Raw genomic sequence first — 13,559 nt, forward strand, 5'->3', positions numbered from 1 at the left:
ACGCTCAGCCGATCGCCGGTGAACGCACCGACACCGTCCCGTGGCTGCTTGCACGGTCCGGTGGGCGGCACGAGGCCGGGAGGGTTACTCGTATGAAGGTCGTGGTGGTCGACGGTGGAGGCCTCATGGGCGTCGAGACCGCGCTCTGGGTCAGGGACCACGGACATGAGGTCGCCCTCGTCCAGGCCCCTGGCGACCCGCACGCGCCCACCTCCGACGAGGTCGCCGAGGCACTGCGAGGCTGCTCCGTGCTCGTCGACCTCGCCCATCAGCCGTCCGCCGACATCGGCACCTTCTCGCAGGACCACGGTCTGGTCGTGGACGAGGCGGCCCTTGTGGACTCCTGGGCCGGATCCACTGGCGCACTCCTCAGAGCCGAGGCCGCCGCCGGTGTCCGCCACCATGTGTGTCTCTCCGTCGTCGGCGTGGACCGTGTCGGTAGTGAGGGGGTGTTCCGGGCGCTCAGGAACCGAGAGGCCATGGTCCGACGGTCCGGGATCCCGTACTCCATCCTTCGCGCCACACAGACCTTCGACGCGGCGGAGGACATCGCGACAGCGGCCACCGAGGACTGGATCGTGTGGGTTCCGCCCGCCGAGGTGCGCCCGATCTCCCTCACCGACGTGGCGACGCTGCTCGCGCACACCGCCGTGACGCGGCCTGTGAACGGGGTCCGTGAGATCGCGGGTCCCGAGCAGTTCCGGCTGGACGCGTTCGTGCGCACTGCCCTGCTGACGGAGGCGGAGTACCGGCAGGTCCGTACTGACGCCCTAAGCCCTTTCTACGGCGCGCGGCTCCGGTACCGGGACCTGCTGCCGGGCCCCGACGCCTTCATCGCGCGAACCACCTACCGGGAATGGTTCGCCGGCCGGCCCGCGCCGGACACCACCTCCTGACCCGACGACACGAACGGCACGAGAGAGAACCGCTGATGACGACCCTCAACCTCACGCTGCTCGGCGCGTTCCGCGAGATCACGGCCGCTGAACTGCCTCCCGTCACCTCCGCGCACAGCGGTCGGCTCCTGCGCCGGTACGCCCTGCAACTGCACGTGCCCGACGAGCGGCACCAGGAACTGGACGCCGAACTCAACGCGGCCGCCACGCCGGACGGAGACCACTTGCAAGGGAGCGACGCGGCGTGGCGCGTCTCGGAGGGCTGGACCGCATCCTCCCAGGGCCGCCGGCCCGAGATCTACGTCTACCGGATCGAGATCCAGGAGGTCGAGATCCTGTATGCCGAAGCTCTCGAGGTCGAGGGACTGCGCATCGTCCCAGGCATGTACAGGGAACGAGCCGACGAGGACACCATCAGGGTGACGGTCGTTGCGGCGCTGAGTGGTGAGGACGACGAGCACCTGGAGGAACTCCTCAGGGAGCCCGGTGCCTGGTACGACGTCACACGCCGGGGCATCAGCGACACACCGGTGCGCATGCGCTTCGGACGTTGTGTGTGGCAGCGGACCGAGGAAGGGGGCCGGCGGCATCACTTGGAACTCGTCGGCGACGAGGGCAACCCCGAAACGGCACCCTCTGCGCTGGACCTCGCAGCCCGGCCGCGGCTGGACCGGGCCCTGGAACAGGTCGCGGCGCACACCTTCGCCCTGTCCCGGCTCCTTGAGGAACTGCGCGCCGGGGGAGTACTGAGCGAGGACGCGGTCAAGGCCGTCGAAGCGGCCGCGGCCCCGCGCCCGTTGACCCCGTGGGAGCAGCGTGAACTGTCCCGTACCGATCGACTGAGCGACTACTGGAGCTGAGTCGCCTTCGGGAGACTGGCGCCGATACACTCCGCGCAAAGCGGAACATATATGTCACATCGGTCGGGCGAAGATGGTCTTTAGGGACGAGAGTTCGCCCATACCGCCCCGGCGGCGTTGCCGGTAGCCCGAGGAGTACACACGTGGCCAGCACATCGCAGGCACCCAACCCAGGAGCCAGGACGGCTCATCCCGATCATCTCGGGCACGTCATCTTCATCGCGGCGGCGGCCGCGATGGGCGGTTTCCTGTTCGGCTACGACAGTTCCGTGATCAACGGCGCGGTCGAGGCCATCCGGGACCGCTACGACGTCGGCTCCGCGGTGCTGGCCCAGGTCATCGCGATCGCGCTGATCGGCTGTGCCATCGGTGCGGCGACCGCGGGCCGCATCGCCGACCGCATCGGCCGTATCCGCTGCATGCAGATCGCGGCGGTCCTCTTCACCGTCAGCGCCATCGGTTCCGCGCTGCCCTTCGCGCTGTGGGACCTCGCCATGTGGCGTGTCATCGGCGGCTTCGCCATCGGCATGGCCTCGGTGATCGGCCCGGCCTACATCGCCGAGGTCTCCCCGCCCGCCTACCGCGGCCGGCTCGGCTCCTTCCAGCAGGCCGCGATCGTCATCGGTATCGCCGTGTCGCAGCTGGTCAACTGGGGTCTGCTGAACGCCGCCGGCGGTGACCAGCGCGGTGAGCTGATGGGCCTGGAGGCCTGGCAGGTCATGCTCGGCGTCATGGTGATCCCGGCCGTCCTGTACGGCCTGCTGTCCTTCGCGATCCCCGAGTCCCCCCGCTTCCTGGTCTCCGTCGGCAGGCACGAGCGCGCCAAGGAGATCCTCGAAGAGGTCGAGGGCAAGGACGTCGACTTCGACGCCCGCGTCGCCGAGATCGAGCACGCCATGCACAGCGAGGAGAAGTCCTCCTTCAAGGACCTCCTCGGCGGCAGCTTCTTCTTCAAGCCGATCGTCTGGGTCGGCATCGGCCTGTCGGTCTTCCAGCAGTTCGTCGGCATCAACGTCGCGTTCTACTACTCCTCGACGCTGTGGCAGTCGGTCGGCGTCGACCCGTCGCAGTCGTTCTTCTACTCGTTCACGACGTCGATCATCAACATCGTCGGCACCGTGATCGCGATGATTTTCGTGGACCGCATCGGCCGCAAGCCGCTCGCCCTGATCGGCTCCGTCGGCATGGTGATCGGTCTCGCGCTGGAGGCCTGGGCGTTCTCCTTCGACCTGGTCGACGGCAAGCTCCCGGCCACCCAGGGCTGGGTCGCCCTGATCGCCGCCCACGTCTTCGTCCTCTTCTTCGCCCTCTCGTGGGGTGTGGTCGTCTGGGTCTTCCTCGGCGAGATGTTCCCCAACCGGATCCGCGCCGCCGCCCTGGGCGTCGCCGCGTCCGCGCAGTGGATCGCCAACTGGGCCATCACCGCGAGCTTCCCGTCGCTGGCCGACTGGAACCTCTCCGTCACCTACGTGATCTACACAATCTTCGCCGCGCTCTCCATCCCCTTCGTACTCAGGTTCGTGAAGGAGACGAAGGGCAAGGCCCTGGAGGAGATGGGCTGACTCGGAACGACCACCGGGCCGGTGGGCGCGCCGCCGCGGCGCGCCCACCGGCCCGCCCGGATGTCACGCCTCTTCGTCGACCCAGCTCATGAGCTTGCGCAGCTCCTTGCCGGTGGTCTCAAGGAGGTGCTCGGAGTCCTGCTTCTTGTACTCGTCGTACTTCTTCAGACCGCCGTGGTACTCGTCCATCCAGTTCTTGGCGAAGGTGCCGTCCTGGATCTCGGCGAGGATCTGCTTCATCTCGGCCTTGGTGGCGTCGGTGATGATCCGCGGGCCGCTGACGTAGTCGCCCCACTCGGCGGTCTCGGAGATCGACCAGCGCATCTTCTCCAGGCCGCCCTCGTACATGAGGTCCACGATCAGCTTCAGCTCGTGCAGGCACTCGAAGTAGGCGATCTCCGGCTGGTAACCGGCCTCGGTCAGCGTCTCGAAGCCCGCCTTGACCAGAGCCGTGGTACCGCCGGCCAGGACGGCCTGCTCGCCGAAGAGGTCGGTCTCGGTCTCCTCGGTGAAGGTCGTCTTGATGACGCCGGCGCGGGTGCCGCCGATGCCCTTCGCGTACGACAGGGCCAGCTCGAGGCCCTTGCCCGTGGCGTCTTGTTCCACCGCCACCAGACAGGGCACCCCGCGCCCCTCCTCGTACTGACGGCGCACCAGGTGGCCCGGGCCCTTGGGGGCGACCATGCAGACGTCCACGATGGCCGGGGGCTTGACGAAGCCGTAGCGGATGTTCAGGCCGTGGCTGAAGAACAGCGCGTCGCCGTCCTTCAGGTTGTTCTTGATGTGCTTCTCGTAGACGTCACCCTGAATGGGGTCGGGAATGAGCACCATGATGACGTCGGCCTCGGCGGCGGCCTCGGCCACCGACACGACGCGCAGGCCCTGCTCCTCGGCCTTGGCCTTGGACTTGGAGCCCTCGTGCAGACCGACGCGCACGTCGACGCCCGAGTCGCGCAGCGACAGGGCGTGGGCGTGGCCCTGGCTGCCGTAACCGATGACCGCGACCTTGCGGCCCTGGACGATGGACAGGTCCGCGTCGGCGTCGTAGAACAACTCAGCCATGAGACAACCTTTCGGAGAACTCCCTGGGCGGGGGACGGAGGAACAGGCCCAGACGGGCCCGGGCCACAGATTTGACCAGCGGAACGAGGCGGGGAACCGGGGCACGGCCACCCGCCGGCCGACGGGCATGACACTATCTCACGTGCACAGTGCATCGAAATGAGCAGGTGACGTGCTCGAAACAGTGTGAACAACCTGCAGAGTTCCGGGTCCGTGTCACAGATGTCCGGCTTCGCCGGTCAGAGCGGTGACCCCATCGGCGTGCCCGTTCCGTCGGCTTCCGCTGATGCCCGGCGGCCGGAGCCCCTTGCGCTACGACACCCAAATGAGCCCCCCATGTCTCAGGACCAGACCGACACGCTCGACACCGCATCGGCGACCGGCATCGCGACGCTGGACGATCTGCGCAGGCACCTGCAGTGGGTCATCGAGGTCGAACACTCCACGCTGCCTCCCTATCTGACAGCCCTCTACTCCCTGGACGCGGAGCGGAACGCGGACGCCGTACAGCACATCAGCGGTGTCTTCGTCGAGGAGATGATCCACCTCGCGCTGGCGGCCAACCTGCTCAACGCGGTCGGCGGCCGACCTGTCCTCGACGCCCCCCACATGCTGCCGCCCCACCCACGGACGATGCCGCACGCCGACCCGTCCATCGAGCTGTCACTCCTGCCGTTCGGCCAGGAGGCGCTCAGGCTGTTCCTGCGCCTGGAACAGCCGGCCCACCCCGGCGACCCGGCCGAGGGTGATCACTACGAGACGATCGGCCAGTTCTACGACGCGATCGAGGGGGGCCTGCGGCACCTGTGCGCCGAACTGGGTGAGGACCAGGTCTTCCTCGGAGACCCGGCCCGTCAGGTCGCCGGCGGCCCGTTCGTCCACACGGCGGGGCACCACCCATGAACCGCGCGGCCATGGTCCGCGCGTCCGTAGCGCTGTCCCTGCCGCTGGCGGTCGGGATCACCGCAGTGCACCCCGCCTACGGTGCGGTGGCGTCACTGGGTGCTCTCAACGGTGTGATCGGGGACACCGCCGCCGCCTACCGACTGCGCGTGCTCAACATCGCCGTTCCCCAGGTGACCGGTGCGGCGGGCGTCGTGGTGGGTTCACTCGTCTACGACAGCGGTTGGACCACGGTCGCCACCCTCACGGCTGTCGCCCTGATGTCTGGAATGATCTCCACGATCGGTGCGGTCGCCTCGTCCTCCGGACTGCTGCTGCTCCTCAACGCGGTGATCGGTGCGGGACTTCCGCTCCCTGGCGCCTGGTGGGCCGCACCGGTCCTGTTGAGTCTCGGCGGGCTCGGGGTCCTTGTACTGGCACTGCTGGCCTGGCCACTGCGAGCCGGCACCGCGGAGCGCGCGTCAGTAGCGGCCGCCTACCGCTCCGTCGCCGAGTTGCTTGCCAGTGGAACCGACCCCGACCGGTACGGTGCCGCGCGCACCGAGGTCACCCACGCACTCAACCACTCCTACGATCTTCTCCTCGCCCGTCGCGCTCGCCATCACGCCCGCAGTCGGGAACTGACCCGCCTGGTGACCCAGTTGAACGCCATCAATCCCGTGGCCGAGGCGGCGCCCACCCTCCTCTTGGCCTCCCGGGCTCTTCCACCGGAGGTACCCGACGCGCTACGGCTCCTGGCCGACGACATCGAGGGGGGCCGCACCGAGCCCAGGCGGCCGGCCCTGCCCGCCCCCACCACCGACGCCGGACGCGCCGTCGAGCACGCGCTGCACCACGCGGCCGAGGTGGTGGCCGATCCCGACGTCGACCCATGGGGTCTGGACTACCGCACCAGCGGACCGACCCGCCTGAGGGTACGCACGGCACGCGCGGTGCGCGAAGCGTCCCTGTCCGCCGGCTCCTGGCGGTACGGGCTTCGCCTCGCCCTGTGTATTGCCATCGCACAGGGATTCGTGTCGCTGGTTCCGGTGCCGCGTTCCTACTGGATCGCTCTCACCGTGACCTTCGTTCTCAAGCCCGACTACGGGTCGGTGTTCTCCCGGGCGGTGCTGCGGGCCATGGGCACCGTGGCCGGACTCCTGCTGGCGGCGGCGGTGCTGGCGGGTGTGCCGCGCGGCTGGTGGGACGTGCCCGTCCTGGCGGGCCTGGCGGCGTTGATTCCGGCTCTGTCGGCACGCGGGTACGGGTACCAGACCGCGGCGATCACCCCGGTGGTCCTCCTCCTGTCGGACGTTCTCAATCAGAACGGCACAGGTCTCCTGCTGCCCCGCCTGTTCGACTCACTGCTGGGCTGCGCGATCGTGGTCGTCGCGGATTACGTCCTGTGGCCCGAGAGCTGGGGCACCCGAGTCGGCCACCGTCTGGCCCAAGCTGTCACGGACACGGCTGCCTACGTGGACGCCGCCTTCGGTGCAGGCGTCGACCCGTCCGACCGCACCCGTATGCGCCGCCGCCTCTACCGAGATCTCTCAAGCGTTCGCACCGAATTCCAGCGGGCCCTGACCGAGCCACCGCCCACGGGCCGTCGGGCGGCGGCCTGGTGGCCACTGGTCATCGCCGTCGAGCGCATCGTGGACGCGACCACCGCAGCCCGCATCAGCGTTCATCACGGTGCGCCGTCCCCGTCCGCGGCCGAGACCCGGCAGGTGTCCCGGCAGTTGCGTGAGCTGGCGGAACATCTTCGGAAACCCGAGGGCACGACGACGCTGCCCCGCCACTCGACCAGTCGCGCGAACAGTGTTCTGGACTCAGTGCGCCACGAGGTCGCGGCAGCCAGATCACTCGCCGGACCTCGTTGAACCGACGCCGGCGGTCACGCGCCGATGCCGTACCAGCTGGCGGCTGTGGTGCCGAAGACCGCCTCGCGTTCCTCCGTTCCGAGCCCCGCGGTGAGGGTCTCGGCGAGCGCGAGTACCTCGTCGTACCCGGCAGCCGGCAGGCACACCGGCCAGTCCGAGCCGTACATGAGACGTCGCGGACCCAGGGTGGACAGCAGCACGTCGGTGAACGGACGCAGCGCGCGGACCGGATCCCCGGTGATGCGGGTCACCAGACCGGACAGTTTGACCGCGACGTTGGGGCAGACCGACAGAGCTGCCATGTGCCCCGCCCAGAGGGCGAACGCGTCCGGGTCGGTCACCGGGTTGCCCGCGTGGTCCAGGACGAAGCGGACCTCCGGCAGTTCCCGTACCGCGCGTACCGCGGCCGGCAGTTGGTCCGGGCGGACGAGCAGGTCGTGGACGAGGCCCGCGTCGGCGGCCGCACGCAGCCCGCGGCGAACCTCGGACCGGGCAAGCCAGTCCGGGTCCGCCTCGTCCGTCACCGGGTGCCGCAGGCCCACCAGGGCCCGGCCGCCGGGACCCTCGCGCAGCGCGGCGAGGCGGTCGGCGACGGCCGGGGCGGTGAGGTCGGCCCAGCCGACGACCGCCCTCGTGTGCGGGTCGTCGGCGGCCAGGGCCAGCAGCTCCGCGGTCTCCTCGGCCACGGCACACGTCTGCACCACGACGGTGGCGTCGATCGCGTTCCGCAGCAGGGCCGGGCGCAGGTCGTCGGCCGTGTAGGTGCGGTGCAGGACCGGACTGCCGTGGGTCCACGGCAGGTCGCGGACGGCCAGGTCCCACACATGATGATGGGCGTCGACGCGCACGGAGCCGGCTCACCCCTTCTTGCGCAGCCGCAGGCCGTCCATGCCGCCGTCCACGGCCAGGCACGTGCCCGTGGTGGACCCGGCGGCCGGCGAGGCGAGGTAGGCGATCGCGGCGGCTACCTCGTCGGCGGCGACCAGGCGGCCGTGCGGCTGCCGGGCCGCCAGGGCGGTGTACTCGGCGGCGGGATCGGCGGCCCGGTCCAGCAGCCGGCCGATCCAGGGCGTGTCCGCGGTCCCGGGGTTGACCGCGTTGACCCGGATGCCCTCCGGCAGCAGGTCGGCGGCCATGGCCCGGGTCATCGCGACCACGGCGCCCTTGCCGGCCGAGTACAGCACCCGCTGGGGCAGCCCGGCGGTGGCCGCGATGGAGCCGACATTGACGACCGCCGCGTGGGCGGAGGCCCGCAGGGTGGGCAGCGCGGCCCGGGTGATCCGGACCATGCCGACGACGTTGGTGTCCAGGACGCGGTGCCACTCCTCGTCGGAGTTGTCCTCGACGCCGCCCTGCGCCCCGATCCCCGCGTTGTTGACCACGACGTCGAGTCCGCCGAGCCGGGAGACCGCGGCGTCGACGGCGGCCACCACCGAGGCGTCGTCGCGTATGTCCGCGCGCAGGGCCGCCGCGAAGTCGGCGCGCTCCGGTTCGGACAGGTCCAGGACGGCCACCCGGGCGCCCTGGGCGGTGAGCAGCCGGGCGGTGGCCAGGCCGATCCCGGAGGCGCCGCCGGTGACCAGCGCGGTGAGACCGGCGAAGGGCACCGCGCCGGGTAGTGCGGAACCGGTCGTTGTCATCTGTGTTCTCTCCCCATGGTCTTCGGTCCTGGTCCTGTGTCTGCTCGTGGCCCGGTGCCCGCTGTCACGGCACCGGGACGGCCGGCTCGAGCAGGTGCGCCTCGCGCAGTTCCGCCCACATCGCGGCCGGGATCGGGTGACCGGCCAGTTCGAGATTGTCCGTCACCTCCTGAGACGACGCGGCGCCCACGACGACGGACACCACGGCCGGGTGTCCGAACGGGAACTGCTGGGCCGCGGCCCGCAGCGGCACCCCGTGCCGCGCGCAGACGTCGCCGAGCGCCAGCGCTCGCCGCAGCACGTCGTCCGGTACGGGGTGGTAGTGGTACGGCGCGCCGGGCCGGGGGTCCGCCAGCAGCCCGGAGTTGAACACGCCTCCGGCGATCACCCCGACGCCCCGTTCGGCGCACAGGGGCAGCAGGTCGGCCAGCGCGGGCTGCTCCAGCAGTGTGTAGCGGCCCGCGATCAGCACCACGTCCAGGTCGGTGCGCCGCACCAGCTCCGCCAGCGGCGCGCTGTAGTTCATCCCGGCGCCGACGGCGCCGACGACTCCTTCGTCCCGCAGGCCCTGCAGCGTGGGCACGGCGTGCCGTACCGCCTCGTCGAGATGGTCCTCGGGGTCGTGCACGTGCACGACGTCGAACCGGTCGACACCCAGACGTTCCATGCTGCCTTCGAGGCTGCGCAGGATGTCGTCGCGGCCGAACGCGTGCCGGGGCTCGGCGCCTTCGGCAATCTGCCAGCCGACCTTGGTGGACAGCTGGAACCGGGCACGGCCCACGGTGGCCAGCGCCCTGCCGACGCGTCGCTCGGACAGGCCGTCGCCGTACAGCGGAGCCGTGTCGATCAGCGTGGCCCCGCCGTCCACGGCGGCGTGCACGGTGGCCGCGGCGACTTCGGGGTCCACCTCGTGGTAGAGATCGCCGATCGGGGCGCACCCGAGGCCGAAGCGGGGCAGGGCGAGCCGTCTGCCGTCGGCCGGGGTCACCGCTTCGAGGCGCGCCACTGCTCGTACTCCTCCCTGCTGTCGGGGCTCAGGGGGTAGTAGTCCGACAGCCGTGCGCCCTGGTCGATGCGCATCCGGCTGAACTCCTCCCACTGCTCGTGGTCAAAGGCGCTGTCGACGATCTGCTGGGCCTTGGACACCGGGACCACCACGGCGCCGTCGTCGTCGGCGACGACGAGGTCGCCGGGCAGGGTGAGGACGCCGCCGGCCGCCACGGGCACGTCGTAGGCCCAGGGGAACAGCTCGGACTGGGAGGCGTAGTGCGGGGTGGTGCCGGTGCACCAGATCGGGACGCCGAGTTCGCGGACCCGGGGCGCGTCCCGGATGCGCCCGTCGACGACGATGCCGGCGCCGCCCTTGCGCTTGAAGTAGCGCACCAGCATGTCGCCGAGGCAGCCGGTGAAGGCGCTGCCGTAGGCCTGGACGACGAGGACGTCGCCGGGCTGGACCTCTTCGAGGACCGCCCACAGGGCCGTGCTGCGCTCGACGTACTCCTGGGCCAGGCCGCTGGCGACGTCCTCGCGCTGTGGCATGAACTGGAGGGTGCGGGCCGGGCCCGTGACCTTGTTGCCGAGTTCCAGGGCGGTGGGACCGGACAGGTAGCTGCGGCGGATGCCGAGTTCGTGGAGCTTGGCGCAGGCGGTGGCGGAGCTGACCCGGTTCAGGCTCCTCACCAGCTCGCCGTCGGGGCGGTCCCAGGGATCACCGTGCACGGGCAGATCCCACACGGGCCTGGCGTCAGCCGCAGCGCCGCCGGCCTCGTGGCCCGCGGGACGGGGGAGTGACATGGTCATCGGGTTCTCCGGAAGGTCGTGGGGGATGTGTGGTGGGCGAAGGGGCGGGCGTTGAGCCGCATGTCCAGCCGGAGCCGGATGCGGCGCCCCGGGGGCAGGACGATGTGGAGGCCGTTGTCGTCGACCGGTGCCGAGTGCTCGGTCTCGGGGCCGGTCGGCAGGTGGTAGTCGTGGGAGTCGCCCGGATACTGCTCGCCGCCGCCGGTCCAGTGGGCCTCGGTGATCAGGTGCTCGCCGAAGCCGCCCGCGAGCAGCCGCAGCCGGCGTGTGTGCACCGTACTGAGGTTGACCAACTGCACGGTGGTGCCGGCGGCGTCGAGTTGTTCGACGAGGGCGGCGACGTCCCAGGGGAGCCCCGGGCGGGCGGCGTCCAGGTCGTCGTAGCGCACCCGGGCGAGCGGCAGGCCGCCGTTGTAGAGGGTCTGCGGTGCTCCGGTCGTCAGCTGGGTGAGCACCTCGGTGACCACCGGGTTCACCCGCTGCCACTTGTGCAGGTCGAGGTCGTCGGTGTCGGCGTCCTCGGCCGTCATCAGGGCGGTGCGGTGGGCGACCTGGGCGAGGGCCATGCGCAGGGCCCGCTCGGGGTAGTCGGGGTTGTCGCCGTCGAGATAGGCGAGCCACGGCGCCTCGTGCCCGGCCTCCTCCTTGTCGCGGAATGCGTGCACCTCCCGCCAGTCGTAGCCGGAGTGTTCGCGGACCCGGTCCAGACGGGCGCGGTCCTCGTCGCGCATGCCGAACCACCACAGCCAGGTCCAGTAGGCGACCTGGGCGGGTTGGTGGTCGAACCATCCCTCCGGGCCGACCCGGGTCGGCAGCGCGTTGACGGTGCGTCCCTCACCCAGGCCGAGGACGTGGGCCCAGCCGGGGCGGCGGGTCGCGCCGGTGTCGTACGGCATGGCGGTGCGACGCTGCTCCCAGACCTGGTCCAGGGGCCGCCGGGCGAGGTCGAGCCGGGCGTCGGCGCGGCCGAGCATGCCGGCACTGATGGCTCCGACCAGCGTCGCCGCGCCGATCGAGTGCACGCCGTGCGGCCAGGTCCAGCCGTAGTGGCCGCCGTACCAGCGGCCCCCGTGGTCCTCACCGACCTCGCCGGAGGGTCCGACGTTGTCGGGCATGGCTGCGGCGGCGGCCGCGCGTTCACGCCAGGCGTCGACGTACTCCAGGACCCAGTCCGCCAGGCGCGGGTCGTGGTCGTACAGCCAGGCGTTGACGACGAGAGCGGTGGCGGCCAGGTCGACGGCGGTATCCCCGCGGCCGAGCCGGTCGCGCATCGCGTGGCCCATCCGCACGGCGTTGTCCTCGTCGGCCAGGTCGTCCCAGGAGGTGATGCCGGGGACGTCGCGCAGGGGCAGACCGTAGGGGCGCATGCCCTGCTGCTCGTGCCCGAACCGGTCGTCCCACTGGGGGCCGAGGCCGGGCCGGGGGCCGTCCGAGCCGTTGTGCGGGGCGCGCAGGGTCCGGGTGGCGGGGTCGTAGTTGCCGGTCGCGCTGACCGCGACGTACTGCTCGGCGAAGCGCCGGGCCCGGTCTCGGAAGCGCTGGTCGGTGGGGTCGGCGGCACAGATGCCGTAGAACATCAGCAGGGCCTCGCCCTGGTGGAACCAGTCGTAGCCGCGCTCGAACTCGTTGCGATACAGGCCCAGTTCGGTGAGCTGGGCGGTGACTCCTTCCCAGTGGTGCTTGACGGCGGGCAGCAGGTCGGCGGCGCCGCCCAGGCGGTAGAGGGCGGGCCAGTTGAAGAACGCCTCGTAGAAATCGTCGGCGCCGTCCCGGTCGGGGATGGTGCCGGAGAAGCGCAGTCGGCCGTCGGGTTCGGTGTATCGGTCGCTGAACAGCCGCCAGGCGCCGTCGAGTTCGTCGAAGAGGTGGCGTTGCAGCACGGCCCAGGCGGGCGGCGGCCCGGTGGGGAGGGTGGCGGTGATCTCGGTGGGGCGGGTGTCGGGGGACGTGCTGCCGGACGCCGATGTCCCGACGGGCCTCGCCCCGGTGGCGGGGGTGTCGTGTCGTGTGCTCATGTCAGCCCTTCAGGGCGCCGGAGGTCAGGCCGCTGATGATGTGCCGCTGCATGATCGCGAAGAAGGCGAGTGCCGGCGCGACGGCGAGGAGCAGGTTGGGGAAGACCACGGCGTAGTGCGTCGAGTACTTGCCGACCGCGGCGTACACCCCGGTGGTGACGGTGTAGAGGCCGCTGCCGGGGCCGAGGATGATCTGCGGGTTGGCGAAGTCGTTCCACACGCTGAGGCTGTGCAGGATCACGGCGGTGGCCACCATGGGACGCATCAGCGGCAGCACGACGAGCTGGAAGGTCCGCAGCCGTCCCAGGCCGTCCACGGACGCGGCCTGGTCCAGCTCCCTGGGGATGGTCCGGATGTAGGCGCTGTACAGGAACACCGACACGGGCAGGGTCAGCGCCGTCTCGAAGAGCACGAAGCCGGGGATGGTGCCCATCAGTCCGAGGTACTTGAGGACGTAGACGACCGGGATCAGCAGCACCTGGCTGGGGACGAACGTACCGGCGACGAAGAGCAGCAGCAGCGCCGTGTGCCAGCGGGTGGTGCCGCGGGCGATCACGTACGACACCGGGGCCGACACCAGCAGGGACAGGACGTTGACGAGCAGCACGAACAACAGCGTGATCCCGTAGGCCCGTACGACGTCGAAGTCCGGGTTGGAGAACGCGTCGCGCAGCGGCCGCAGGCTCAGCCGGGTCAGCGGCAGGCCGAACGGGGAGTCGCGGATGTCCTGCTCCGACTTGAAGGCGTTGACGACCAGCAGCCACAGCGGGATCACCATGAACGAGGCGGACACGAGGAGCAGGGGCAGCTGCCACAGCGAGGTTCCCGGTACGGTGCCGCTCGCGCGCCGTCGCGTCCGTGAGGCGGGCGCCGGGCGCTGCGGTCGCTGGTTCGGAGCAGTGGCGGGGGCCACTGGGCCGATGACGGGCCGGCGAGGGCTGGTGGTGGGTTCGGTGGGCATG

Annotated in this window: 12 protein-coding genes; 5 read left to right on the forward strand and 7 right to left on the reverse strand. The window is 70.8% G+C overall.

Features of this window, described 5'->3' with window-relative positions; translation table 11 throughout:
- The first annotated feature begins 92 nt into the window (after positions 1-92).
- The 3 genes from ACGH7X_RS38815 to ACGH7X_RS38825 all read left to right on the forward strand — a co-directional run bounded on the left by ACGH7X_RS38815 (position 93) and on the right by ACGH7X_RS38825 (position 3,318).
- On the forward strand, positions 93-896 hold the full coding sequence (locus tag ACGH7X_RS38815; RefSeq protein ID WP_399895183.1) for an SDR family oxidoreductase: 804 nt from the start codon (positions 93-95) through the stop codon (positions 894-896).
- A 35-nt stretch (positions 897-931) separates the two neighbouring features.
- Positions 932-1,756, forward strand: a complete 825-nt coding sequence (locus ACGH7X_RS38820; RefSeq protein ID WP_399895186.1) for a hypothetical protein — start codon at positions 932-934, stop codon at positions 1,754-1,756.
- 143 nt (positions 1,757-1,899) lie between these two features.
- Complete coding sequence (locus ACGH7X_RS38825; protein ID WP_399889532.1) at positions 1,900-3,318, forward strand: sugar porter family MFS transporter; 1,419 nt, start codon at positions 1,900-1,902, stop codon at positions 3,316-3,318.
- Positions 3,319-3,381: 63 nt separating this feature from the next.
- Here the strand turns inward: ACGH7X_RS38825 and ilvC are convergent, their stop codons facing one another.
- Positions 3,382-4,380, reverse strand: a complete 999-nt coding sequence (gene ilvC / locus ACGH7X_RS38830) for a ketol-acid reductoisomerase (protein WP_399895189.1) — start codon at positions 4,378-4,380, stop codon at positions 3,382-3,384.
- A gap of 336 nt (positions 4,381-4,716) precedes the next feature.
- Between ilvC and ACGH7X_RS38835 the strand changes: the two genes are divergently transcribed.
- Positions 4,717-5,283, forward strand: coding sequence for a ferritin-like protein (locus tag ACGH7X_RS38835; protein WP_399895192.1), 567 nt, complete (start codon positions 4,717-4,719; stop codon positions 5,281-5,283).
- Positions 5,280-7,142, forward strand: a complete 1,863-nt coding sequence (locus ACGH7X_RS38840; protein WP_399895195.1) for an FUSC family protein — start codon at positions 5,280-5,282, stop codon at positions 7,140-7,142. The genes ACGH7X_RS38835 and ACGH7X_RS38840 overlap by 4 nt, the downstream gene beginning before the upstream one ends.
- Positions 7,143-7,156: 14 nt before the next feature.
- On the opposite strand, the gene ACGH7X_RS38845 is transcribed toward ACGH7X_RS38840, so the two are convergent.
- From ACGH7X_RS38845 to ACGH7X_RS38870, 6 genes are all read right to left on the reverse strand, one after another.
- Entirely contained in the window at positions 7,157-7,990 is an 834-nt protein-coding gene (locus ACGH7X_RS38845; protein ID WP_399895198.1) for an amidohydrolase family protein, read from the reverse strand.
- Positions 7,991-7,999: 9 nt separating this feature from the next.
- Positions 8,000-8,782, reverse strand: coding sequence for an SDR family NAD(P)-dependent oxidoreductase (locus ACGH7X_RS38850; RefSeq protein ID WP_399895200.1), 783 nt, complete (start codon positions 8,780-8,782; stop codon positions 8,000-8,002).
- Positions 8,783-8,846: 64 nt separating this feature from the next.
- Entirely contained in the window at positions 8,847-9,788 is a 942-nt protein-coding gene (locus ACGH7X_RS38855; protein ID WP_399895203.1) for an aldo/keto reductase, read from the reverse strand.
- Complete coding sequence (locus ACGH7X_RS38860) at positions 9,767-10,582, reverse strand: ribonuclease activity regulator RraA (protein ID WP_399895206.1); 816 nt, start codon at positions 10,580-10,582, stop codon at positions 9,767-9,769. The genes ACGH7X_RS38855 and ACGH7X_RS38860 overlap by 22 nt, the downstream gene beginning before the upstream one ends.
- On the reverse strand, positions 10,579-12,597 hold the full coding sequence (locus tag ACGH7X_RS38865) for a hypothetical protein (protein ID WP_399895208.1): 2,019 nt from the start codon (positions 12,595-12,597) through the stop codon (positions 10,579-10,581). The genes ACGH7X_RS38860 and ACGH7X_RS38865 overlap by 4 nt, the downstream gene beginning before the upstream one ends.
- 1 nt (position 12,598) lies before the next feature.
- Positions 12,599-13,558 carry a carbohydrate ABC transporter permease gene (locus tag ACGH7X_RS38870; protein WP_399895211.1) on the reverse strand — a complete coding sequence of 320 codons (960 nt, stop codon included), beginning with the start codon at positions 13,556-13,558 and terminating at the stop codon, positions 12,599-12,601.
- Position 13,559 lies beyond the last annotated feature (1 nt).

The sequence above is a fragment of the Streptomyces sp. BBFR51 genome (assembly GCF_044591655.1).
In the GTDB taxonomy this organism is placed as follows: Bacteria; Actinomycetota; Actinomycetes; order Streptomycetales; family Streptomycetaceae; genus Streptomyces.

Excerpts from the sequence above, each read along its gene's own strand:
- ACGH7X_RS38815 (WP_399895183.1), top strand. The coding sequence starts at position 93 with ATGAAGGTCGTGGTGGTCGACGGTGGAGGCCTCATGGGCGTCGAGACC.
- ACGH7X_RS38820 (WP_399895186.1), top strand. The coding sequence starts at position 932 with ATGACGACCCTCAACCTCACGCTGCTCGGCGCGTTCCGCGAGATCACG.
- ilvC (WP_399895189.1), bottom strand. The coding sequence starts at position 4,380 with ATGGCTGAGTTGTTCTACGACGCCGACGCGGACCTGTCCATCGTCCAG.
- ACGH7X_RS38835 (WP_399895192.1), top strand. The coding sequence starts at position 4,717 with ATGTCTCAGGACCAGACCGACACGCTCGACACCGCATCGGCGACCGGC.
- ACGH7X_RS38840 (WP_399895195.1), top strand. The coding sequence starts at position 5,280 with ATGAACCGCGCGGCCATGGTCCGCGCGTCCGTAGCGCTGTCCCTGCCG.
- ACGH7X_RS38850 (WP_399895200.1), bottom strand. The coding sequence starts at position 8,782 with ATGACAACGACCGGTTCCGCACTACCCGGCGCGGTGCCCTTCGCCGGT.
- ACGH7X_RS38860 (WP_399895206.1), bottom strand. The coding sequence starts at position 10,582 with ATGACCATGTCACTCCCCCGTCCCGCGGGCCACGAGGCCGGCGGCGCT.
- ACGH7X_RS38865 (WP_399895208.1), bottom strand. The coding sequence starts at position 12,597 with ATGAGCACACGACACGACACCCCCGCCACCGGGGCGAGGCCCGTCGGG.
- ACGH7X_RS38870 (WP_399895211.1), bottom strand. The coding sequence starts at position 13,558 with ATGCCCACCGAACCCACCACCAGCCCTCGCCGGCCCGTCATCGGCCCA.